Origin of the sequence: Microbacterium sp. TS-1 (assembly GCF_000509385.1) — a bacterium.
Taxonomy (GTDB): domain Bacteria; phylum Actinomycetota; class Actinomycetes; order Actinomycetales; family Microbacteriaceae; genus Microbacterium; species Microbacterium arborescens.
The window spans coordinates 1,651,616-1,674,980 of the sequence record NZ_BASQ01000001.1; the positions used below are offsets into that span (position 1 = coordinate 1,651,616).

At 72.0% G+C, this 23,365-nt stretch carries 20 protein-coding genes; 11 read left to right on the forward strand and 9 right to left on the reverse strand.

Translation table 11 applies throughout. The annotated features are described in order from the left end of the window. Positions 1-25 precede the first annotated feature (25 nt). Complete coding sequence (locus MTS1_RS07745) at positions 26-2,062, reverse strand: primary-amine oxidase (RefSeq protein ID WP_023952864.1); 2,037 nt, start codon at positions 2,060-2,062, stop codon at positions 26-28. A 152-nt stretch (positions 2,063-2,214) separates the two neighbouring features. Between MTS1_RS07745 and MTS1_RS07750 the strand changes: the two genes are divergently transcribed. Together MTS1_RS07750 and MTS1_RS07755 are read left to right on the forward strand one after the other, a co-directional pair. Beyond that, positions 2,215-3,237, forward strand: a complete 1,023-nt coding sequence (locus MTS1_RS07750; protein WP_023952865.1) for a LacI family DNA-binding transcriptional regulator — start codon at positions 2,215-2,217, stop codon at positions 3,235-3,237. Then, positions 3,234-4,400, forward strand: a complete 1,167-nt coding sequence (locus MTS1_RS07755) for a CaiB/BaiF CoA-transferase family protein (protein WP_023952866.1) — start codon at positions 3,234-3,236, stop codon at positions 4,398-4,400. Before MTS1_RS07750 ends, MTS1_RS07755 begins: the two co-directional genes overlap by 4 nt. Here MTS1_RS07755 and MTS1_RS07760 read toward each other — a convergent pair. After that, a complete protein-coding gene (locus MTS1_RS07760) occupies positions 4,390-5,721 on the reverse strand; it encodes a PucR family transcriptional regulator (protein WP_023952867.1) in 1,332 nt (443 codons plus the stop codon). The two genes, MTS1_RS07755 and MTS1_RS07760, sit on opposite strands and share 11 nt — an antisense overlap. An 87-nt stretch (positions 5,722-5,808) precedes the next feature. Between MTS1_RS07760 and MTS1_RS07765 the strand changes: the two genes are divergently transcribed. Genes MTS1_RS07765 through MTS1_RS07775 form a run of 3 tightly spaced genes read left to right on the forward strand, consistent with a single transcriptional unit; the run spans position 5,809 to position 9,793 of the window. After that, positions 5,809-7,164, forward strand: a complete 1,356-nt coding sequence (locus tag MTS1_RS07765; RefSeq protein WP_199484997.1) for an aminotransferase class III-fold pyridoxal phosphate-dependent enzyme — start codon at positions 5,809-5,811, stop codon at positions 7,162-7,164. Continuing rightward, on the forward strand, positions 7,161-8,345 hold the full coding sequence (locus MTS1_RS07770) for an acyl-CoA dehydrogenase family protein (protein ID WP_023952869.1): 1,185 nt from the start codon (positions 7,161-7,163) through the stop codon (positions 8,343-8,345). Before MTS1_RS07765 ends, MTS1_RS07770 begins: the two co-directional genes overlap by 4 nt. Further along, the gene (locus MTS1_RS07775; protein ID WP_023952870.1) at positions 8,342-9,793 is read left to right on the forward strand and encodes an aldehyde dehydrogenase family protein; all 1,452 of its coding nucleotides are present in this window, start codon (positions 8,342-8,344) and stop codon (positions 9,791-9,793) included. The genes MTS1_RS07770 and MTS1_RS07775 overlap by 4 nt, the downstream gene beginning before the upstream one ends. A 174-nt stretch (positions 9,794-9,967) precedes the next feature. On the opposite strand, the gene MTS1_RS07780 is transcribed toward MTS1_RS07775, so the two are convergent. The 7 genes from MTS1_RS07780 to MTS1_RS07810 form a co-directional block, all read right to left on the reverse strand. Then, the gene (locus MTS1_RS07780) at positions 9,968-10,780 is read right to left on the reverse strand and encodes an NAD(P)-dependent oxidoreductase (RefSeq protein ID WP_023952872.1); all 813 of its coding nucleotides are present in this window, start codon (positions 10,778-10,780) and stop codon (positions 9,968-9,970) included. After that, positions 10,780-11,019 carry a hypothetical protein gene (locus tag MTS1_RS07785; RefSeq protein ID WP_023952874.1) on the reverse strand — a complete coding sequence of 80 codons (240 nt, stop codon included), beginning with the start codon at positions 11,017-11,019 and terminating at the stop codon, positions 10,780-10,782. The genes MTS1_RS07780 and MTS1_RS07785 overlap by 1 nt, the downstream gene beginning before the upstream one ends. 11 nt (positions 11,020-11,030) lie before the next feature. After that, on the reverse strand, positions 11,031-12,377 hold the full coding sequence (locus MTS1_RS07790; protein ID WP_023952876.1) for a TRAP transporter large permease subunit: 1,347 nt from the start codon (positions 12,375-12,377) through the stop codon (positions 11,031-11,033). A 296-nt stretch (positions 12,378-12,673) separates the two neighbouring features. After that, on the reverse strand, positions 12,674-13,441 hold the full coding sequence (locus MTS1_RS07795; RefSeq protein ID WP_023952878.1) for an IclR family transcriptional regulator: 768 nt from the start codon (positions 13,439-13,441) through the stop codon (positions 12,674-12,676). Positions 13,442-13,483: 42 nt separating this feature from the next. Next, positions 13,484-14,068 carry a dimethylmenaquinone methyltransferase gene (locus tag MTS1_RS07800; protein WP_023952880.1) on the reverse strand — a complete coding sequence of 195 codons (585 nt, stop codon included), beginning with the start codon at positions 14,066-14,068 and terminating at the stop codon, positions 13,484-13,486. Positions 14,069-14,123: 55 nt separating this feature from the next. Continuing rightward, positions 14,124-15,164, reverse strand: a complete 1,041-nt coding sequence (locus MTS1_RS07805; protein WP_023952882.1) for an Ldh family oxidoreductase — start codon at positions 15,162-15,164, stop codon at positions 14,124-14,126. A 218-nt stretch (positions 15,165-15,382) separates the two neighbouring features. Then, entirely contained in the window at positions 15,383-16,180 is a 798-nt protein-coding gene (locus MTS1_RS07810) for an MOSC domain-containing protein (protein WP_036304701.1), read from the reverse strand. Between the two features lie 177 nt (positions 16,181-16,357). Between MTS1_RS07810 and MTS1_RS07815 the strand changes: the two genes are divergently transcribed. From MTS1_RS07815 to MTS1_RS07840, 6 genes are all read left to right on the forward strand, one after another. Next, positions 16,358-17,239 carry a formate/nitrite transporter family protein gene (locus MTS1_RS07815; RefSeq protein WP_023952886.1) on the forward strand — a complete coding sequence of 294 codons (882 nt, stop codon included), beginning with the start codon at positions 16,358-16,360 and terminating at the stop codon, positions 17,237-17,239. 75 nt (positions 17,240-17,314) lie between these two features. Further along, the gene (nirB, locus tag MTS1_RS07820) at positions 17,315-19,891 is read left to right on the forward strand and encodes a nitrite reductase large subunit NirB (RefSeq protein ID WP_036305224.1); all 2,577 of its coding nucleotides are present in this window, start codon (positions 17,315-17,317) and stop codon (positions 19,889-19,891) included. Continuing rightward, positions 19,888-20,295, forward strand: a complete 408-nt coding sequence (gene nirD, locus MTS1_RS07825) for a nitrite reductase small subunit NirD (protein WP_023952890.1) — start codon at positions 19,888-19,890, stop codon at positions 20,293-20,295. Before nirB ends, nirD begins: the two co-directional genes overlap by 4 nt. After that, the gene (gene cobA / locus MTS1_RS07830) at positions 20,292-21,521 is read left to right on the forward strand and encodes a uroporphyrinogen-III C-methyltransferase (RefSeq protein ID WP_023952892.1); all 1,230 of its coding nucleotides are present in this window, start codon (positions 20,292-20,294) and stop codon (positions 21,519-21,521) included. The genes nirD and cobA overlap by 4 nt, the downstream gene beginning before the upstream one ends. Further along, positions 21,518-22,663: a uroporphyrinogen-III synthase gene (locus MTS1_RS07835; RefSeq protein WP_023952894.1), complete on the forward strand. Its 1,146-nt coding sequence runs from the start codon at positions 21,518-21,520 to the stop codon at positions 22,661-22,663. The genes cobA and MTS1_RS07835 overlap by 4 nt, the downstream gene beginning before the upstream one ends. Further along, positions 22,660-23,358, forward strand: coding sequence for a sirohydrochlorin chelatase (locus tag MTS1_RS07840; protein WP_023952896.1), 699 nt, complete (start codon positions 22,660-22,662; stop codon positions 23,356-23,358). Before MTS1_RS07835 ends, MTS1_RS07840 begins: the two co-directional genes overlap by 4 nt. Positions 23,359-23,365: the final 7 nt, after the last annotated feature.

A 23,365-nucleotide genomic window follows, 5' to 3' on the forward strand; every position in this document is an offset into this window, starting at 1 on the left:
TCCTCTCGAGGTGCCGGCCCGCGGGTCAGTGTGCGGGGCTCGACGGCGAAACGGGGAGGTGGTGCGAGTGGGGCATGTGGTGCGGGTCGCCTCCGTGCCCGGGCGCCTCGTGGGCGCACGAGCAGGAGGATGCGGACGCCGGGACGTCCAGGGTCGGGTTCCGGTCGAAGAAGTCGTGGGGTGTGAGGACGAACCCGCAGGTGTCGACCGGCATGATGGGCCAGTCCTCGAGTCGCGGGAAGTGCGTCAGGCCGAAGGTGTGCCAGAGCACGAGATCGGCCGACTCGAGCGACGCGTCGTCGGCGATGAACACGGGAAGGCCCTGCTCGCCGACGCTCTGGTTGACGATGGTGCCGGCGGGGTAGCGCTCCTCGGGGTCGTACTCGGTGACCCAGAGATCCGCCGTCGCGAAGCGGGCGCGCGAGGCGATGACCGATTCGGGATGGGCCTGGAGCACGGGCGTCCCCTCGGGGGTCAGCACGTACGAGACCGGGCGGCCGAAGCGATTCGTCGCGGTCGCGCTGCTCACCCGCCAGGTGCGTCCGATGGATGCGTTCGCGCGGCGCACCGCGCCGGACTCGCTGGTCAGGCGCGTGGCGGTGAACCCGATCGCGGTGCCATGCGGGTTGCCGTCATCGATCGGAACGGTCGTCACGTCGATCTCGTCGATGACGGCGGGGCCGTCGTCGACGGCCATGTCGAGCCGCGCGCAGAAGAGATGCTGGTGGTACGGTGCGGCCAGTCCGGGCGCGAGCTCGCTGGCGAAGCGGCTGGTGCGCTCGTCGTACGCGGCGGTGAAGACCAGGCCGGTCGCCTTCGCCTCGAACTCGATCTTGCCGTCGAGATAGAGGTACCAGTAGAAGCCGTAGTCGTAGTTGCCGACCGTGACGAAGAACGACACCACGAGGCGCCGCTGGCGTCGCACGTCGCTCGTCCCGGTGAACTGCTCGGTGTGCTTCCAGAGCACGCCGGCATCCTCCTCGTGGATGCAGATGGCGTTGGGCAGCACCTTGACGCCGCCGCGGGCGTCGGCGATCGGCACGTCGAGATAGGTGATGTCGCCCACGCAGTCGCAGCCGAGCTCGAGGCTGTTCACGAGCCGGCCCAGCAGGTATTCGCCGGTGTCGAAGTAGTTCTGCCAGAAACGCACGGGGCCCGGATCGCCGTACGGCACGAGCATCTCGGCGATGGAGGCGCGATGGACGATGGGCCGGACGCGGCCGGCATCCTCGAACCCGATCCCGTGCAGGACGAGCCCTTCGCGCATGTCGTATCCGATGCGCAGCGACCACTTCTCCCACGTCAGCACGTCGCCCTCGAACGAGAAGCTCGGCCCCTCGGGCTGCTGGATGACGATCGGCTTCTGCGTCGTGCGCTCGGGGCCGAAGGTTCCGGGCACGTGGTAGTCGGCCGTCTCCTGCGGGATGGGCATGACCCCGGTGTCGACGACCTGCGCGACGCTGCGCGAACCGAGGTCGACATAGGCCACGAGCCCGTCGATCGGATGCGCCCACGGCATCGTCTGGGGGGTCGGCTGGTGGTGGGCCAGCACCCGGGCGAGCCGGCGGCCCGCCTCACCCTCGATGGGGTAGCGCCCGGCTGAGAGCCCGGCGAGCGCGACGGTCGCGGGGTCGGTGATGCCTCGCAGACGCAACGCCGCGAGCCAGTCGTCGTCGACGGCCAGCAGGTCGCGGATGAGCGCGTGCTCCTCCTGCAGAAGCGGCACCTGGCCGCTGACGTCGTGCTCGATCGGCACGTCGAGCACGAGTTCGCCCTCGGTGAGGTCGACGGAGATGTCGCGGGCGAGCCCCGTGCCGACGTCGAGCAGCTGCACCCGGGCGCGCCGCGGAACGACCCGGCCCGCGGCGACCTCGCGGCGGTCGGGCTCGTCGAGCCCGATGTAGGCGATGCGGTGGTCGTCGTCGAGCGCACCGTGGGCCCGAAGGATCTCGGCGGCGCGCAGCAGCTCGGCCTCGGACAGCGTGGCGTAGGGCGCCCCGGACTCGTCGCCGAGGCGTCGCGAGCGCTGGGTGTGCGTGTTGGGGGTGCAGGAGCAGTTCATCGCATCTCCGATTCGGGGCACTGTCTTGTTCGGGCATTATCGGGTTCGATGCCGGAACGTTCCGGCAAAAGTATGCGAGAGCCCCATTACGGCGCAAGACCCGAATTGTTGCGAGCGCGTTACGGTCCGATCGGTGTGGTTAGACTCGCCGCATGCACGGGTCCGGCAGAGCACGCCTCATCGATGTCGCCCGTCGAGCGGGCGTGGCGAAGACCACGGCATCCGACGCGCTCAGCGGCAGCGGCCGGGTGTCGCCCGCCACGCGCGAGGCGGTCCTGGCCGCCGCGGCGGAGCTCGGCTACACCGTCAACGCGGCGGCACGCCACCTGCGGACGGGGTCGGTCGGCACGATCGGCATCGTGCTGCCCGAGGTGGTCTCGCGCTCGTCGTACTACATGGCGTTCACCTTCGGCATCGTCACCCACGCGGCCGCGCACGACGTCGACGTGACGATCGTCAGCCCCTCGGTGTCGTCCGGACGGTCACGTCCGCTGCGCGCCGACGGGCTGGTCATCGGCGACCCGCTCGCCGGCGACCCCGCCCTGCCTGCGCTGTTCGCCTCGGGCATCCCGATCGTGACGCAAGAGCACCTGCCGTCCGACGTCGACGGCGAGCCGGTGGGTGTCGTGTGGTCGTCGCACGCGTCGGGGATGCTGCGCCTGTTCGACGAGATCGACCGCACCGGCGCTCGCCATCCGGCCCTCATCGTCGCACCCGACTCGTCGGACTGGGGCCGTCAGCTCGTCTCGGGATACCGCCGGGCGTGCGACGCCCGCGGCTTGGAGCCGATCGTCGCACCCGTGTCGTTCGAGGCGCCCTGGGTCGAGGTGCGCAACCGCACCGAGCAGCTGCTCGCCGAGCGACCAGAGACCGATGTCATCATCTGCGGCCCCGATTCCAGCGCGATCGAGGTGACCGCGACACTCGAGCGTCTGGGACGCGTCATCGGCGACGACATCACGGTCGTGTCGTGCGTCGACCATCCCTCACTGCCGTACCTGCGCCCGTCCATCACCTCGATCGATCTGCGAGCGCGCGAATCGGGTGTTGCCTGCGCCACCCTGCTGCTCGATGTGCTCGAGGGTCGCAGCCCCCGCGGCACCGACGTCGAGTTCCCCATCGCGGTCGTCGCGCGCGACTCGACCGCTCATGCCCTCGAAGGGGTGCGGGCATGAGCGCGCCGCTCGCCGGGGTCGTCGTCGCCGATTTCTCGCGTGTGCTCGCCGGTCCCCTCGCCACGATGATGCTCGCCGACCTCGGCGCACGGGTCATCAAGATCGAGCGTCCCGGAGCGGGCGACGACACCCGCGCATGGGGCCCGCCCTATGCGCCGTCCGGCATGACGACGTATTTCGAGGCGGCGAACCGCGGCAAGTCCTCGATCGCGCTCGATCTCACCGACCCGACCGACCGCGAGCACGCCGAGGCGATCATCGCTCGCAGCGACGTCGTCATCGAGAACTTCCGCCCCGGGCAGTTCGCCCGGCTCGGCTTCGACTGGGAGACCCTGGCACAGCGACATCCCGGCCTGATCTACGCGTCGGTCAGTGGCTTCGGCAGTGCCGGCGGCGCCGACCTGCCGGGCTACGACTTCGTCGCTCAGGCCGTCGGCGGGCTCATGCACATCACCGGCGATCGCGACGGCGAGGCGATGAAGGCCGGCGTCGCCCTCGTCGACGTCCTCACCGGCAAGGACGCCGTCATCGCGATCCTCGCGGCGCTGCGGCGGCGCGAGCTCACGGGGCGCGGATCGCGCGTCGAGGTCAATCTGCTGTCGAGCCTGCAGGCGGGACTCGTGAACCAGATGTCCGCGCACCTCGGTGCCGCCACCGAACCGGGCCGCCTGGGCAACCGGCATCCCTCCATCGCCCCCTACGAGGTGCTGCGCTGCAGCGACGGCCCGCTCGCGGTCGCCTGCGGGAACGACGTGCAGTTCGCCCGCATGACCACCGCGCTCGGGGTACCCGAGCTCGCCGCCGATGAGCGTTTCGCGACGAACACGATGCGCGTGAGCAACCGAGACGAACTCGCGGCCTCGCTCGAGGCCGCCCTCGCCGCCGCCCCGGCCGCGACATGGGCGGAACGGCTCAACACCTTCGGCGTCGCCGCGGGCGTCGTCGCGACGATCGGCGAGGGCATCGCGCTAGCCGATCGTCTCGGACTCGATCCGGTCTACGACGCCGTCGGCGCCGACGGCCGGACCTCGCGCCAGGTGCGGTCTCCCATCACCTGGGCGCCGCCCGTCGAGAGCGCGCTCACCGCGCCGCCCCGGCTGGGCGAGCACACCGACGAGGTGCTGCGCTGGCTCGCGGCCCCGACCGGCGGCGTCAGCGACTGACGCGCAGCGCGAGCCACAGCTCCGCGCCCACGTCCGGATCGGTCAACGACACCCCCATGGCCCGCTCCGCGGCGGCGATGCGCTGACGCACGGTGTTGCGATGCACGCCGAGCATCCGAGCGGTCTGCTCCATGCGCTGGCTCGCCGCGAGGTGCGCCCGCACAGCATCCCGCAGCCCCGGTGTCTCGTCGAGCGCACCCAGCCATGACTCGACGCGGCGCGGCCGCTCGGTCACCGCGCCCGCGCCGTCCACCGACCGCCACAGCGCGATCGCCCGGGATGCTGCGGCCGGGGCCTCGTCGACCGGCACCGGGGCGCTGACCGCGCCGGCCTCGGAGATGTCGTCGACATCGAGCAGGGCCAGCCGCATCCCGTCCTCGACCGCCGACAGCGGATGGGGCTCGCCGTCGACGCCCGTGACCGCCACCCGCACCAAGCGGGGCAACGCGACCCCGCCCGCGCGCGCGAGCGAGCGGGCGGCCGCGGTCTCGCCGTCGAGCGCGAGGCGCGCGACCCACTCCCCCGGCGACGCCGCGCCCGCGGGAGCCGTGACCATCCGAAGCAGCGCCACCGCCGTGAGCGCGAGCTGACGGTCGGCACGGGAGAGCGGTCGCCCCGAGCCGATCACGAGGGCGCCGCCCATGCGTCCGCCCGTCGTCACCGGGAAGGCGACGGCGACCGAGCCGTGCGACGCGAAGGATGCCGCGGCGGCGCCCGAGCGTCGTAGCGAGGCCTCGACGTCGGCGATGACGGCGGGCAGCATCCCGGCAAGCGCCGGCGGATGCAGCAGCGCCGCGCCGTCGTGTCGCGACGCCGGCACCCAGGCCGCCCAGCCGCCGACGGCCTCCGCGATCGCCCGCGCGATGGCGGGGCGGGGCTCGTCGCCCGCAGCGGCTTCGGCCAGCCGGGTGTGCGCCGAGGCCGCGCGCAGGCCCGCGTCACGCTCGAGGCGGCGCTCGAGGGCCAGCAGCGCGCGCGAGACCGCGAGGAACGGCACGCCGTCGGGCACCACGAACAGCGCGACACCGGCCGCCGCGCAGCGTGCCGCGAACCCGGGCGGGGGTGCGTCCCACCCCTCGCCGAGCCCGAGCCCGAGCGCCCCGACGTCGTGCGCGGCCAACGACGCGACGTAGGCGGCATCACCGTCGTGCCCCGTCAGCGGGATGCCTGTGGTCAGCAGCAGCTCTCCGCCCGCGAGGTAACGTCCGGGCTCGGAGAGCTCCGAGACGTGCACGCCGCTGATGACCCGCGCGGGAGGGAAGGCCGTCACGGGAGCGAGGGCACCGTCGGCGGCATCGACCAGGGCGGCGAGAGTCGTCACGCCTCCATTGTGCAGCACGCCCAATTCCGCGACGCAGATGTGCGATGCGCCTCCTTTGTGAAGCGGATGAGCCCCTACAGTCGCCTCATGACCGTCCCCCACCTCGTGACCGAGATCCCCGGCCCGCGCTCCCGACGCCTCCACGACGAACGCGGTCAAGCCGTATCGGCGGGGTTCGGCGTGACCCTGCCCGTCTTCATCGCCGAAGCGACGGACTCGACCCTCATCGACGTCGACGGCAACGAGCTCATCGATCTCGCGTCCGGGATCGCCGTCACGAGCGTGGGTGCCGCCAACCCGCGAGTGCGGGAGCGGGTTGCGGCGCAGGTCGAGCGCTTCACCCACACCTGCTTCATGGTGACGGAGTACGAGGGATTCGTCCGGGTGGCCCAGTGGCTCAACGACCACACGCCCGGCATCCACGAGAAGCGCACGGGCCTGTTCACGACGGGCGCCGAAGCCGTCGAGAACGCCGTCAAGATCGCTCGCGCCCACACCGGTCGGGCGGGCGTCCTGGTCGTCGACGAGGCGTACCACGGCCGGTCGCTGCTGACGATGGCGATGACGGCGAAAGAGCACCCGTACAAGACCTCGTTCGGCCCGTTCCCCGCCGACGTCGTGCGCGTCCCGAATGCCAACCCCCTTCGCGGACGTCCGGTGGCCGACGTTCTGGCCGAGATCGAACAGACGATCCGCGAGCACGGCGCCGACGCCTTCTCGGCGCTCGTCGTCGAGCCGATCCAGGGCGAGGGCGGCTTCGTCGTCCCCGCCCCCGGCTTCCTGCCCGGGCTGCGCGAGATCGCCGACCGATGCGGCATCGTGCTGGTCATCGACGAGATCCAGAGCGGTCTCGGCCGCACCGGACAGCTCTTCGCGAGCGAGCACGAGGGGGTGGTGGCCGACCTCATCCTCACGGCGAAGGCGCTCGGCGGCGGACTCCCCCTCAGCGCCGTCACGGGTCGCGCCGAGATAATGGACGCCGTGCACCCGGGCGGTCTCGGCGGCACCTACGCCGGCAACCCGCTCGCCTGCGAGGCCGCCCTCGGCGTGTTCGAGGTGCTCGAAGACCCCGGTCTGCTCGCCCGCGTGGCGCGCATCGAGGGTGCGATCCGCGGCCGGCTCGAACCGCTCCTCGCCGAGTTCGACGTCGTCGCCGAGATCCGCGGACGGGGCGCGATGATGGCGGTCGAGTTCGCCGACCCCGGCACTCTTGCTCCCCGCAGCGACCTCGCCCAGGGGGTGTCGGCCGCGTGTCACGCCGCGGGGGTGCTGACGCTCACGTGCGGCACCTACGGCAACGTCATCCGACTCCTGCCACCGCTCGTGATCGACGAGGCGGTGCTCGCAGCCGGACTCGACATCCTCGTCGACGCCATCCGCTCCACCGTCGCAGGCGGGCCGGACAGCACCGTCGCCGACGCCACCGAGGAGGACGCCGCATGAGCGCCACGACAGATCTGCTCGACTTCGACGGCCAGCTGAGCGAGGCCGAGCGCGACGTGCGCGACCGCGTCCGCGCGTTCGTCAACACCCGGGTGAAGCCCGCGATCGCCGGCTGGTACGACGCCGCACGGTTCCCCGCGGAACTGATCCCCGAGCTCGCCGACCTGGGCGTGCTCGGCATGCACCTGACGGGCTACGGCTGCCCCGGTCGCAGCGCCGTCGAGTACGGTCTCGCCGCGATGGAGCTCGAAGCGGGCGATTCGGGCCTGCGCACCTTCGTCTCGGTGCAGGGCTCGCTCGCGATGAGCGCGATCCACAAGCACGGCAGCGAGGCGCAGAAGCAGAAGTGGCTGCCGCCGATGGCGCGCGGCGAGGTCATCGGCTGCTTCGGGCTGACCGAGCCCGATTCGGGCTCCGATCCCGGCAGCATGACGACGTTCGCGCGCCGCGACGGCGACGAGTGGGTCATCAACGGCGCCAAGCGCTGGATCGGCCTCGCCTCGATCGCGCATATCGCCGTGATCTGGGCCCAGACCGACGAGGGCGTCCGCGGGTTCGTCGTCCCCACCGACACCCCCGGGTTCACGGCGACGCCCATCGCACCCAAGATGTCGATGCGCGCCTCGATCCAGTGCGACATCGCCCTCGCCGACGTACGGCTGCCGCTCGATGCCCAGCTGCCCGAGGCGCGCGGACTGCGCGCTCCGTTCTCGTGCCTCAACGAGGCCCGCTACGGCATCGGCTGGGGCGTCATCGGCGCGGCACGCGACAGCTACGAGACCGCCCTCGACTATGCCGGCCGCCGGATGCAGTTCAATCAGCCGATCGCCTCGTTCCAGCTCACCCAGAGCAAACTCGTCGACATGGCGCTCGAGATCGAGAAGGCGCAGCTGGTGGCCCTGCGACTGGGCCGACTGAAGGACGCGGGGCGGCTCCAGCCCCACCAGATCTCCGTGGCGAAGCTCGCCAACACCCGTGCCGCCATCGCGGTGGCCCGCGAGGCGCGCACGATCCTCGGCGGCAACGGCGTCACCGCGGATTACTCGCCGATGCGTCACGCCGCGAACCTCGAGTCGGTGCGCACCTACGAGGGCACGGATGAGATCCACACCCTCGTGCTCGGAGCCCACCTCACCGGCATCCCCGCGTTCCGCACCGCCGCTGCCCAGGAGGACCGATGAGCACGCCCATCGAACTGCGACACCTCATCGACGGCCGATGGGTGACCGGCAGCGGCGACGAGCTCGTCGACCTCAACCCGAGCCGCCCGTCCGACATCGTCGCCTCGGGGCGGGGCGCGTCGGATACCGACGTCGCCCGCGCGTTCGTCGCAGCCCGGGCGGCCGCCGAGGGGTGGCGGCGGACGCCGGCCCGGTCGCGGGCGGCCGTGCTGCTGCGCGCGGCGGACTTCGTCGCGGCGCGCAGCGAGGAGTGGGGCACCGAGCTCGCCCGCGAGGAGGGGAAGACACGGGCCGAAGGCACCGCCGAGGTCGCCCACGGCGCCAACATCCTGCGGTACCACGCGCACGACGTCGAGCGGGCGTCGGGCGAGGTCTACGAGTCACCCAACCCAGGCGAGCGCATCCTCGTGGTGCGCCGACCGGTCGGGGTCATCGGCGCGATCACGCCGTTCAACTTCCCCTTCTCCATCCCGGCATGGAAGCTCGCCCCCGCCCTGGCGTGGGGCAACACGATCGTGTGGAAACCGGCGACCTTCGTGCCCGTCCTGGCGATGCGCTTCGCCGAGGCGCTGATGGAGGCCGGGCTACCCGACGGGGTGCTCAACCTCGTCAACGGAACCGCCGCGGTCGGCGAGGCGATCGTCGCTCATCCCGACGTCGACGCCGTGACCTTCACCGGCTCGACCCGGGTCGGACGCCAGATCGCGTCCCGACTCGCCGGCCGCGGCATCCCCTTCCAGGGCGAGCTGGGCGGCAAGAACGCCTCGCTGGTGCTCGAGGACGCCGACCTCGACCTCGCCGTCGAGCAGGTCGCGATCGGCGCGTTCCGCGCCGCGGGGCAGAAGTGCACCGCGACCTCGCGCGTCGTCGTGCACGAGGCGGTCGCCGACCGCTTCCTCGCGGCTCTGGCCGAACGCACGCGAGCCGCTGTCGTGGGCGACGCGCTCGGTGACGGCGTCGAGGTCGGCCCCGTGGTCGATGCGGGCGCCCGCGACCGCATCAACGCCGCGCTCGATCGCGCGAGCCGCTACGCGACGCCCGTCGTCGCGCCCGGACCCTACCGCGACGGCCCACTCGCCGAGGGGTTCTTCATCCCACCGTCGGTCTTCGAGTTGCCCGCGGCCGAACCCGGCGAGCTGTGGCACGACGAGCTGTTCGGCCCCGTCGTCGGCGTCCGGCGGACGCGCTCCGCGGCCGAGGGCTTCGCGCTCGTCAACGACAGCGAGTACGGGCTGTCGACCGCGGTCTTCACGACCGACCTCGGGCGCGCTCTCGCCGCGATCGACGACATCCGGGTCGGGGTCGTGCACATCAACTCCGCCTCGGCCGGAGCCGACCTGCACGTGCCCTTCGGCGGCACGCGCGGCAGCGCCCTCGGCCCGAAGGAGCAGGGAGCAGTCGCCCGCGACTTCTTCACCGAGACGGCGACCGTCTACCTCCGCGGCTGACCCTCCCGCCGTCCCGGGCGGGCGGGTCAGCCGGTTCCGCGATGCAAGAGATCCGCGGCGACACCCCGGGTTGCGGCATCCGCTCACGGGGTGTCGGCCACGATCCCTCGCATCCGGGCGCCGGCCAACGGGTGCCGCATCCGGGCACCGACAATCGGATGCCGCGGTGCGGCGTCACTCCTGCTCGGCGGCGACCCGTTCGTGCGTGCGCTGGGTGGCCGTGGCCATGTCGTGCGCGACGCCCAGCGACTCGAGGTAATCCGCAACGGCCGCCATCTCGTGCGCACGGCGCACCGCATGGGTGCGCGTGCCCCGCTCGAGGCGTTCCACCACCGCGTGCCCGTCGCCGGCGAGTTGGCGGGCGATCTGGTCGCGGATCCACTGCTCCGACCCCGCGGCTCGGCCGGCTGCGAGCGCCTCCGTGATGATCGCCCCCAACCCCTTCATCAGGATGCTGCGCAGGAGCTTGCGCGCCGACGCATCTCCCGCGATCTCGCCCCCATCCTCCACGGAGGCGCCGAACGAGCGCAGCGTCTCGATCGCGACGGCACGCCCCGATCCGGACACGATCGCGTCGGTCGCAGCTCCCCGGATGGGGACGGGCCCGAGGATCGCGACATCCGCGAACGCCACCCCCGGCCCCTCGACGACCTCGGCGACCCGCAGCAGCGCCTCCGGCGACGCGGTCGTGCAGTCGACGTAGGTCGCATCGGCCCGCAGGTGCGGTGCGGCCTCGGCTGCGATCTGCTCCGACAATGACGCGGTGGTGAGGGTGAGCACGATCTCGGCTGAGGCGACGGCCTCCGCGAGCGTCGCCGCACGCGTGACCCCTTCCGGCGTCTCGGGGGCGAACGGGTCGTACCCCGTCACGGCATATCCCGCGGCGACAGCACCCTGGGCGTAGAGACGCCCGGCCTCGCCGAGCCCGACGACGGTCAGAGGGGTCGCATTTCCGGCCTGCACCCGCGCGGCGTTCACAGCGGCCATCAGCTTTCCACCGGCTTCTCGCCGCGGATGTTGAACAGCACGTAGCCGAGCAGCGAGACGGTGACCGCGCCGACGATCGCCGGCCCCTTGAAGAGCGTCTCGGCGGTGACGACGAGGTCGGGCAGCACGAACACGATCCCGACGATCTGGGTGAGCACGAGCGCGCAGGCGAGCGCGAGGAACGCCATCATGGCGAGCGCGAAGACTCCCGTGACGGTTCGATCGAGCGTTTTCCGCATGAGGATGCCTCTCAGGTGATGGGGACGGGGACGATGCCGACGGCGATCAGCACGCCGAGGACGAAGAACGGCAGCACGTAGTACATGACGAGCGGGATGAAGGTCTGCTCGGGGCGCGCGCCGGTGATGCCGCTCGCGACGAAGATCGCACCCGATGCCGGCGGCGATGCGCCCTCGGTCGAGGCGAACACGAGGATCGCGATGACGGCGAGCAGGGGGTCGACCCCCGCGGCGACCAGGGTCACGAGCGAGACCTGACCGACGGCGCTGAGCGTCGCGGTCGACGACAGCGGGCCGGCGACGAGCACGACGAAGAATCCGACGAGAGCCACGAGCAGCCACACGGGGATGTCGAGGTTGCCGAGCAGCGCGTCGACGTCGTCGGCGAGGCCGAGCGAGGCGAGGACCTCGCTCGCCGCGATCGCGAAGAAGAGCAGGGCACCGATCGCGTAGTACTTCGACGCCGCGCCCCCGAAGAACTCCCACCACTCTCGCGCGGTGCGCGGGAGCTGACGCCAGCCGACGGCCGCGCTGATGAGGATGATGAGGACGGGGATCCAGGTGATCAACGACACCGAGCCCATCGCGTCCGACAGCGGTGAGGCGGCCAGGAAGTCGGCGAGCGGACCGATCGTGATCGAGACGGGGATGACCGCGCCGAGGAAGATCAGCATCGAGGTCCAGTTGCGGCGCACCGCCGGACCGACGGCGGGACGCTCTTCGCCGGCGACTTTGTGGATGCCGTCGCGGTGGACGAACCAGGCGATGAGCACCATCCGGATGAGGAACTGGTAGATGCCGGCGACGAACAGGGCGAGGTAGACGGAGCTCGTGGTGACGAGGCTGCCGGCGAATCCGATCATGATGACCATCGACGCGCTCGGCGGCAGCGCTGCGCCGAGCCCCGCGTTGCCGGCGATGACCGTCGCGGCCCGCGCCTTGCTCCACCCGGTGCGCGTCATCCACGGGCCGGTGATGACGCCGCTCGTGGCGGCGTTGCCGGTGTTCGAGCCGCCGGCGACGGCGCCCATGGCACCGGAGGCGACGGTGTCGACGATCGCCGGCCCGCCGCGGAGGCCGCCGAGCAGGCTCGTGAGGATCTCGATCAAGCGGGCGATGGTTCCTGTCCGCTCGACGAGGTAGGTCATGAAGATGAACGCGATCGCCGCGTACATGACCTCGTTCGAACTGGCGTCGACGATCGCGTCGCGCGCCACCTGGGGCGCTTGGAGGCCGGCGAACAGCACGGTCGCGACGAAGCCCAGGAGCATCGCCTCGGCCATGCTCCGCTTCACCACGACGTTCCACACCACGATGATCGCGAGGAAGACGAACAGGGCGATGACGGCTACGGGCACGAGGGCACCTCCGTCGAAGGGGTCGGATCGTCGTTGATCACTCGCAGCTCCTTTGCTTGCGATGGCTGCCACATGACGTGGCGGTATTTCGTCAGACACAGCTTGTTTGCGTCAAGTGAAACGTCATTTCACAGGATGCGCGATGTGCTTGTCAAGCCGACAGGCTGGATCGAAGACCTCGCAAGCCGACCCGGCACGACAACCGTCAGGGCGAGTCAGGGCGCGTGAGGGCGCGTCGGGGCGCCTCACGCAGCGCCGTGCCGACAACCGGAGGCAGAGCGCCGACAGCCGAGGCGTCAGAGGGAGAGAGCGATGGCGTGCGCCGCCCGGCGCAGCTCCGGCGCCCACCCGCGGAGCATCTCCGTGGTCGTGCTCTCGTCGGGGCCCAGGACCGAGACCGCGGCCACGACGCCGCGCTCGCGGTCGAGCACGGGCACGCTGACGGCCGCGACGCCGACGTCACGTTCGGACACCGAGATGTGGAAGCCCGCAGCTCGGATGCCGTCGACCGACGCGCGGAGCAATTCAGGGGTCACGACCTCTCCGCCGGCGGTGCGGAACTCGCTCGCGTGCTCGAGCACCCGTTCGCGCTCATCGTCCGGCAGGAAGGCCAGCATCGTCCGCCCCGCGCCGACCAGCAACGGCAGCCGCCGCCCGAGGGGCAGCTGATACCGCAGCGGGTCGCGCCCATCGACGCGTGCCGCGAGCACCCGCGACTCTCCCGATCGGGCATACAGCGAGGCGGTGAGGCCCGTGGTGCGGGCCAGTTCCTGCAGGTGCGGGCGCGACCGCACGACGAGCGGGTCGGACTGCAGGTAGCGGTGAGCCATGCCGAGCCCCGCGACGCCCAGGCGATACTCCCCGGTGTCGTCGTGCTGGACGAAGCCGCGGCGCTGCAGCACGCCGACGAGCCGGAGGACGGTCGCCGCGTGCAGCTCGGTGCCTCGGCTCAGATCGACCAGACGCAGCGGGCCGTCGGAGCGTTCGAGCATCTCGAGGATGTCCAACGCGCGTTCGACGCTGCGAACGGTCGGCTGATTCGCGGCATCCGGGGTATCGGGCATGACCTCATTCTCGCAAGGTCGGCACGATTCCCGGGGACCGGCTCAGCCCGCGACGATCGACGCCCTGATCTGCGTCTCGTCGGCATGTTTGGCCTCCGCCCGCGCGAGAACCTCCTCGGCCTCTGCGGCGGGCACGATCACCACGCCGTCCGCATCGCCGAGGACGATGTCGCCGGGGGCGACGACGACACCGCCGACGGCCACGGCGCGGTGATGGCGCCACGGGCCGTTCTTGTACGGCCCCGCCGGCGTGACCGATCGCGCGAAGGTCGGAAAGCCGAGCTCACCGAGCTCGTCGGCGTCGCGCACCGCGCCGTCGATGACGATCCCGACGCACCCGCGCACCCGCAGCCGCTCGGCGATGAGCTCGCCGATCAGCGCGCGGTTGCGGGCGCCATGACCGTTCACGACGAGGACGTCACCGGGGCCGATGTCGGGGAGCGTGCGATGGATACCGAGGTTGTCACCCTCGGCGACCTCGACGGTGACCGCGCGGCCGGCGACGCGGGCCCCGCGCCATACCGGGCGGATCTCGGCGTCGACGACACCCAACCGCTCCATCGCGTCTCCGACGTTGGCTGTGGGCAGTGCGCCCAGGCGCTCGATCAGGCTCGTGTCCTCGGTCATGTTCTCCTCCTTCGGCGCCGGGGTCCCAGCGCGCATCGTGGTGGTGGGCGGGTGGTCAGCGAGCGGGAGCGGCGAGCCCGAAACGGTCGGCGAGCGCGCCGAGGCGGTCGTGATCGACGTCGGTGAGCCGGATGCCGTCGCGCTCCGCGCGCTCACGCTGCTCGTGCTCGATGAGGCCCGGGTAGTAGACGCGCTCACCGTCGGCGGCATCCATATCCGCGACATCAGCGAGCGACTGCTCGACCAATCGGTCGAAGAGATCGGCCCCGCCGAAGGCCTCGGGATCGAGCGCGATGACCAGGTGGCCGGTGCCCGACACCGCCGATGAGTCGGGCAGGCCGACGACGGAGCCCACCGGCCCGGTACCCGACAGGCTCCCGGCGAGCAGGTCGATCACGAGCGAGAGACCCGCGCCTTTCGGCCCACCGAGGGGAGCGAGGTTGCCGGCGAGCGCAGCGGCAGGGTCGGTCGTGGGCGCGCCGGTCGCGTCGGTGGCCCAGCCGGCGGGGATCTCGGTCGCGCCATTGTCGAACGCGCGCCGGATCTTGCCGCGCGCGACCGTCGTCGACGACATGTCGAGGACCGCCAGGGGGCGGTGCCGCGAGGGGATCCCGATCGCGATGGGGTTGGTGCCGAGCAGCCGGCGCGTGCCGTTGAAGGGCGGCATGGCCGGCGAGGCGTTGGTCAGCGCTATGCCGACGAGCCCGCTCTCGGCGGCAGCGCGGACGTAGTGCCCCGCGATGCCGAAATGATTGGAGCGGGCGACCGACACGACGCCGGCGCCGTACGCGCGCGCCCGCTCGATCGCATCCACCATCGCGCGACTCGCGGCGAGCTGCCCGAAGCCGTTCGCCGCATCGAGCAGCGCAGTCGCACCGTGGTCGCGGACCAGCACCATCTCGGGATCGAGGGCCATCACTCCGGCGTCGACGCGGTCGAGGTAGGTCGCGAGACGCGTGGCGCCATGAGAGTGGACGCCGAGCAGATCGGCTCCCACCATGACACCGGCGACGACGTCGGCGTTGTGCCGCCGCATCCCGGCAGCCGCCAGCACATCGGTCGCGAACCGTCGCAGTTCGATGCCGGTCGTCGTCATAGCCGTCTCCCCGTCGAGATGGTCATTGTTTCACTAGTTGCAACGCAGGTGCGTCTAGTGAAACTAGCACGACGGGTGCCGTGGCTGCCAGGGCGGGGTTGGCAGCCCCGCGACACAAGGGTCCGAACGAGACACCCCGAGCCCGAGGCATCCTGACCGGGGTGTCGGATCAGATCCCTTGCATCCCGATCCAGGCGGGCGGATGCCGGCTCGCCGGCTCAGCGCTCGATGATGACCTGGTCACCCACCCGCACGACACCGCCGCCGTCGGCGGGGAGGAGCAGGATGCCGAGGGTCGGCTCGGCCTGATCGAACTCGGTCGTCAGCACGCGCAGAAGGCGCGCGTCGCGCTCGCCCGTGTCGGGATCGGCCATGATCGCGGCGCACCGGCCGATGGGGCGCTGCACCTCGAACGCGACCTCGCCGATGCGGATGCGGCCGCTCCAGCCGAGCTCGTCCCATGCCCCGGCACCCGAAACCACGATGTTCGAGCGGAACCGCCGACTGTCGACGGGCGCGGCCACGGCGGCGTCCACGTCCTCGACCGAGGCGGCACCGTGCAGCGAGACGTAGCCGCGCGCCCGGTCCTGGAAGCGCGAGGTCGCGCCGTCGCCGACGAGTCGCAGCGGCAGCACCCCCTCGCGGTCGAGTCGTCGCGCGTCGCCCGACGCCTGCACGAACGCGGTCACGGCTTCCTCGAGCTCGCGCCGGCCGGCGTCGTCGAGCCCCGCCTCGGCGAGCACCGCGCCATCGACGCTCAGCCGCAGCCGCCGCGCGTCGGCGTCGAAGTCCAGCGCCACGCGCGCGAGCGCCGGGAAGTCCATGAGCGCGAGGCCGCGGCTCTTCGGCCACGACTCGAGGCCGTCGGCATCCTCCGGCTCCACCGCGTCGGCGAAGCGGAACGCGAGCACCCGGTCACCGGCGATCCGGCCGTCGGGCTGGACGACGAGCTCGTCGCGCGCTTCGGGCGTGAACCCCTTGACGGGATAGCGGTACAGGGCGGAGACGACGGGCACACCGCTACTCTGCACCACCCCGCCCGAATCGCCACCAGAGCCGGCGATCTCACAACCGCCGACGGCCCGAAGAGAGAAAGAGGTAACGGAACGGACGATCAGCGAGACCGCCGGGGAAACACCCCGCCTCTAGCGTCGAGCACCATACCCACCGGCTCTCGACCGAAGGAGGACGCGATGTCCTACGTCAAGCCCACCGAGCTCGTTCAGACCGTCATCGACGCGGGCGCGTCGAAGGTCATGCTGTCGACCCGCGACACGCTCATCCGCTCCATCATGGGCGGCGCCGTCCTCACGATCGCCGCCGCCTTCGCCGTGACGATCACCGTGACGACGGGGATGCCGCTGCTCGGCGCCATGCTCTTCCCGATCGGCTTCATCATGCTGTACCTGCTCGGCTACGACCTGCTGACCGGCGTCTTCGTGCTCGCACCGCTCGCCTGGCTCGACCGGCGGCCGGGGGTGACGCTCGGCGGCATCCTGCGCAACTGGGGGCTGGTGTTCCTCGGCAACTTCATCGGCGCCTTCACCGTGGCCGTGCTGATGGCGATCGTCGTAACGTACGGGTTCTCGACCCCGCCGAACGAGGTGGGCCAGGCGATCGGCCACATCGGCGAGGGTCGCACCGTCGGCTACGCCGAGCACGGCGCGGCGGGCATGCTCACGCTCTTCGTCCGCGGCGTCCTGTGCAACTGGATGGTCGCGACGGGCGTCGTGCTGGCGATGATCTCGAAGGATGTCATCGGCAAGATCTTCGCGATGTGGATGCCGATCATGCTCTTCTTCTTCATGGGATTCGAGCACTCGATCGTGAACATGTTCCTGTTCCCCTCGGGGCTCCTCCTCGGCGGCGACTTCACGATCATGGACTACCTGATCTGGAACGAGATCCCCACCGTGCTCGGCAACCTCGTCGGCGGCCTCGTCTTCGTCGCGATCCCGCTCTACTTCACCTACGGCCGGCCGACCTCGCCGCGCCGCGTGCGCGCGCCGAAGCGAACCCGAGCGACCGGGGCCACCGAGCCGGCAGCCGTCGAGCCCGCGACCGCCCGGGTGTGACGCATGGTCCGCACCGTAAACAGCCGGAAACACGCCGCTGACGGCGCCGCAACCTCGCCCGCGTACGGTCACGACATGAGCTCCACCGGCCCCACCCGACACGTCGTCGTGGTGGGTGCCGGGATGGTCGCCCACCGTTTCGTCGAGAGCCTGCTGAGCCGTGCCGACGACACCTGGCGGGTGACGGTCGTCGGCGACGAGCCGCGACACCCCTACGACCGGGTCGGGCTGACGTCGTTCTTCGCCGGCGCGTCCACCGAAGACCTCGAGCTCGACCGGTCGCCGTTCGACGACGAGCGCGTGCGGTTCCTCCGCGGGCGCACCGTCACCGGCATCGATCGCGACGCCGGCGAGGTGCTCCTCGATTCCGGCGAGCGCATCGGCTACGACCGGCTCGTGCTCGCGACGGGCTCGTACGCGGCCCGGCTGGCGGTGGACGGATACGACCACGAGGGCTGCTTCGTCTACCGCACCCTCGACGACGTCGAAGCGCTCGAGGCGTTCGTGCAGCGTCGGTCGGCCGAGCTCGGCCGACCGCTCACCGGAACCGTCATCGGCGGCGGCCTGCTCGGCCTCGAGGCGGCGGGCGCCCTGCAGGGACTCGACGTCGACTGCACCGTCTTGCAGTCCTCCGACAGGCTGATGTCGGCTCAGCTCGACCTTCCGGCCGGAGATGCCCTGCGCCGCCTGATCACGGCACGGGGAATCGGGGTGCGCACCTCGGCGCTTACCACCCGGCTCGACGCCGATCGCACCGGCCAGGTGGTCGGGCTCGAGTTCCGCGACGGCACGTGGGAACGCACCGACGTCGTGGTCTTCACCGTCGGCGTCCGGCCCCGCGACGAGCTCGCGCGCGCCGCGGGCCTCGCCGTCGACCCGCGCGGCGGCGTCGTGATCGACGAGGGGTGCGACACCTCGGATGCCCGCATCCTGGCGATCGGCGAGGTCGCCAGCTTCGGCGGGCAGTGCGTCGGGCTCGTTGCTCCCGGCTACGCGATGGCCGAGGTGGCCGCGACGCGCCTGCTCGGGCTCGAGGCCAGCTTCGGCGGCTTCGACGTGTCGACGAAGCTGAAGCTGTCGGGCGTGGATGTCGCGAGCTTCGGCGACGCGTTCGCCGAGACGCCCGGAGCGCTCGACGTCGTGTACGCCGACCCGGTGGCCGGGGTCTACAAGAAGCTCGTGCTCTCCGACGACGCGAAGACACTGCTCGGCGGCATCCTCGTCGGAGACGCGTCGGCCTACGGGTCGCTGCGTCCGCTCGTGGGCGGCGCGCTCGGCGGCGACCCGGTCGCCTACCTGATGCCGGACGGCGGTGTCGCGGCCCCGACCGGCGAACTGCCCGATGCGGCCCTCGTCTGCTCGTGCAACAGCGTGACGGCGGGCGGCATCCGTTCGGCCGTCCACGACGAGGGATGCACGGATGTCGCCGCCGTCAAGGCCTGCACGAAGGCCGGAGCCGCGTGCGGCTCGTGCGTCCCGATGATCAAGAAGCTGGTCGGCGCCGAGCTCGCGAAGTCGGGGGCGACCGTCAGCAACGCCCTCTGCGAGCACTTCGACCTGTCGCGCCGGCAGCTCTTCGACGCCGTGCGGGTGTCGGGCCTGACGACGTTCAGCGGCGTGATCGAGCGCTTCGGCACCGGCCGCGGGTGCGACATCTGCAAGCCCGCGCTCGCCAGCATCCTGTCGACCCTCACCGGGCGCCATGTGCTCGACGGCGAGAACGCGACACTGCAGGACACGAACGACCACGTCATGGCGAACATGCAGAAGGACGGCAGCTACTCCGTCGTCCCGCGCATCCCGGGGGGCGAGATCACCCCGGCGAAACTGCTCGTGATCGCGCAGGTCGCCCAGGACTTCAACCTGTACACCAAGATCACCGGCGGCCAGCGGATCGACCTCTTCGGGGCCCGGCTCGAACAGCTGCCGGCGATCTGGGGGCGGCTCGTCGAGGCCGGCTTCGAGTCGGGCCACGCGTACGGCAAGTCGCTGCGCACCGTGAAGTCGTGCGTCGGGTCGACCTGGTGCCGGTACGGCGTGCAGGACTCCGTGGGCATGGCGGTGCGCCTCGAGCTGCGGTATCGCGGACTGCGCGCTCCCCACAAGTTCAAGCTCGGGGTCTCGGGATGCGCCCGCGAATGCGCCGAGGCCCGCGGCAAAGACGTGGGGGTCATCGCGACCGAGACCGGGTGGAACGTCTACGTCGGCGGAAACGGCGGGTTCACTCCGCGTCACGCGGTGCTGCTGGCCGAGAACCTCGACGACGACGCCCTCCTGAGGGCGATCGACCGCTTCCTGATGTACTACATCTCGACGGCCGACCGGCTGCAGCGGACGGCTCCGTGGTTCGAAGACCTCGAGGGCGGGATCGACGGTCTGCGCGCCGTCATCTTCGACGACGCGCTCGGGATCTGCGCCGATCTGGATGCCGCGATGGCGCGCCACATCGACGCGTACGAGGACGAGTGGGCGGCGACGCTCGCCGACCCCGAGAAGCTGCGGCGGTTCGCGTCGTTCGTCAACGCGCCGACGACTCCCGACCCGTCGCTGGCGTACACCGTCGAGCGAGGTCAGCCGCGGCCCGCGACCGCCGAGGAACGCACGGACGACCGCGTGCTCATCGCCGGCACGACCCTGGAGGTGCGGCGATGACCCTGGTGGACGACATGGCGACCGAGACCGGCAGCGCGCCCCGCGCGCGGAGCCGCAGCTCGGCGTGGACGGCGGTGTGCCGGCTCGACGACCTCGAGGTCGAGCGTGGCCGTGCGGCGCTGCTCGGAGACCGGCAGATCGCCCTGTTCCTCCTGCACGACGGTCGTGTCCACGCGACGGCCAACCTCGACCCGTACAGCGGCGCGAACGTCATGTCGCGCGGGATCGTCGGCACCCGCGGCGACGCCCCCACGGTCGCGTCGCCGATGTACAAGCAGGTCTTCGATCTGCGGACGGGCGCGTGCCTCGACACCCAGGGCAAGGAGCAGCGGATGCTGCCGGTCTGGCCGGTCACCGTCGACGGCGAAGGCACCGTCTTCATCCGCGACGGAGGTTCGGCATGACCACGATGCTCGGGCTCTCGCTCACCGGCCGCCGCGTCGTCTTCGTCGGCGGCGGCGCCGTCGCCGCGCGGCGGATCGGCCGTTTCCTCGACGAAGGAGCGGACGTCCGGGTCGTGTCCCCCGCCCTCGGCGACGCCATGCGGGGTGTCGTGACCGCGCACGGCGTCACCTGGCTGCCGCGCGACGTGCGGCGGGACGATATCGCCGACGCGTGGCTCGTGCACACGGCTACCGGCATCCCCCGGGTGGATGCCGCGGTCGCGGCGTGGTGCGAATCGGACCGCGTCTTCTGCGTGAACACCTCCGACGGGGCTCACGGCTCGGCGCGGCTGGCGGCCGAGACCCGCAGCGGCGACGTCATCGTGGGGGTCGCCTCGGACGCGGGCATCGACCCGCGGCGCGCCGTGCGCCTGCGCGACGCGATCGCCGCCGCGCTGCGTGCGGGGATGCTGCCGCTGCGCCGACGCCGCCGCGGCGGTGGCCGGGTCGATCTCGTCGGCGGCGGCCCGGGTCCGGCCGACCTCATGACCGTGCGGGGCCGGCGCCTCCTCGCCGAAGCGGATGTCGTCGTGGCCGACCGGCTCGGCCCCGTCGACGTTCTTCAGGAGCTCGAGCCCGGGGTCGAGGTCATCGACGTCGGCAAGCAGCCCGGCCACCACCCGGTGACGCAGGACGAGATCAACGCACTGCTGGTCGCTCACGCCCGCGCCGGCAAGCGCGTCGTTCGACTCAAGGGCGGCGACCCGTTCGTGTTCGGGCGGGGCGGCGAGGAGGTCGCCGCCTGCCACGCGGCCGGCATCCCGGTCGAAGTCGTGCCGGGGCTGACGAGCATCGTGTCGGTGCCGCAAGCCGCCGGCATCCCCGTCACGCACCGCGGCGTGTCGGGCGGGCTCCACGTCGCCAACGGCCAGGGGCCGATCACGACGTCGACACGGGCGGCGCTCGGCGACGACGCGATCACGACCGTCTTCCTGATGGGCGTCGCCGCACTGCCACGCATCGTCGAGGCCGCGCGGGCCGCGGGCGCTCCTCTCAAGCGCCCGGTCGCCATCGTCGAGCGGGGGCACACGCCGCAGCAGCGCACGACCCGATCGACGCTCGCGACGGTACTCGCGGATGCCGCAGCCGCCGGCGTCGCGAATCCCGCCGTCATCGTGATCGGCGAGGTCGCCCGAGCGGGCCTGCTGCTCGCGCCGGCCGAGGAGCGGGAGCGCGCCATCCGGTGAACCAGTCCGTCCGTCCCGCGCTCTCGGCCGCCCTCGGCGGCTGCACGATCGTCATCGCCGTCGATCGTCGATCGAACGAGCTCGCGACGGCGCTCGAGCGGCACGGAGCGACCGTGCGCCATGCCCCGGCGCTGAGCATCGTGCCGCACATCGATGACGAGGCTCTCATCTCGGCGACGCGCTCGCTGATCGCCGATCCGCCGGATGTCGTCGTCGTGACGACGGGCGTGGGATTCCGGGGCTGGATGGAGGCAGCCGACGAAGCCGGGCTCCTCGACGATCTGCACGACGCCTTCGCGGGCGCCCAGATCGTCGCCCGCGGGCCCAAGGCGCGCGGTGCGATCCAGCAAGCGGGCCTGCTGGCCGACTGGGTCGCCGAGTCGGAGACCTCTGGCGAGCTCGGCGAGTTCCTGCTCGCCGAAGGCGTGCGCGGTCGCCGCGTCGCGGTGCAGCATCACGGTTCCGGAGCCGACGGCCTCGACGAACTGTTCACGGGGGCGGGCGCGGATGTCGTCAGCCTCACGGTGTACCGGTGGGGGCCGCCGCCGGATCCGGCCGCCGTCGCGCGCTCGGTCGTCGCGACCGCGCAGGGTGAGGTCGACGCGGTCCTGTTCACGTCCGCTCCGGGCGCAGCGGAATGGATCGCGACGGCCCGGCGGGAGGGTGTCATCGACGAGATCGTCCGGCGGGCGCGGGGCCGGCGGCTGCTTCTCGCGGCCGTCGGGCCGATCACCGCGGCTCCCCTCCGCGGCGCCGGAGCGGAACCTCTCATCGCCGAGCGCGGGCGGCTGGGCTCGCTCGTCCGTGCCGTGGTCACCCACTTCGGCGGGGGGCACGCGCCTTCGCTCCCGACGCCGGCGGGACGGCTGGAGCTGCGCAGCGCGGCCGCCGTTCTCGATGGCCGCGTCATCCCGCTCTCACCGACCTCCACCCTCATCCTCGAAGCGCTGTTCACCGCGGCGGGCGGCGTCGTCAGCCGCGCCGACCTGCAGCGGTCGCTTCCGCGTTCGAGCGCCGGCGACCACGCCCTCGACGTCGCGATCGCCCGCACGCGCGAAGCGCTCGGGTGCTCCGGCCTCATCCGGACGGTCGTCAAGCGCGGCTACCGCCTCGACCTCACGACGACGGGAGCGACACCATGACGCCGGTCCTCATCGCCTGCTCCCACGGGACGAGCTCCCTCGAGGGGCGCGCCGCGATCGCCGGGGTGGTGTCCCGGGTCCGAGACATGCTCCCGGGGGTGCTGGTCGAGGAGGCGTTCGTCGACGTGCAGCAGCCCGAGATCGACGCCGTCGTGGCGGGCGTGCCCGCGGGGGCGGCATCCGTCGTGGTGCCTCTGCTGCTCTCCACCGGCTTCCACACGCGGGTCGACATCGCGCGCGCGGTCGCGGCGGCCCCCGGCCCGTGCGTCGCGACTCCCGCACTGGGACCGCACGACCTGCTGGCCGGTCTGCTCGCCGAGCGACTGCGCGCCGCCGGCCTGGGCGCGGGCGGCGCGCAGCCGGGCGCCGAGGCCGTCGTGCTCGCAGCGGCGGGATCGTCCGACCCGGCGGCCGAGGTCGACGTCGCGGCGATGGCCGAGCTGCTGGCCGCGCACCTGGGGATGCCGGTGTCGGTGGGCTTCGCCGCCGGAGCCGGCATCCGCATCGGCGCCGCGGTCGCGGCCGCGCGCTCCGCCGGGGCGAGGCGAATCTTCGCCGCGAGCTACGTCCTCGCGCCCGGGCACTTCGCGGGCGTGATCGCGGGCGCCGGCGCCGACGTCGTGACCGACCCTCTCGCCCCCGACGACGCGGTGGCGGCCGTCGTCGTCGAGCGGTACCGCGCTGCGCTGCGCTGACGCCTCA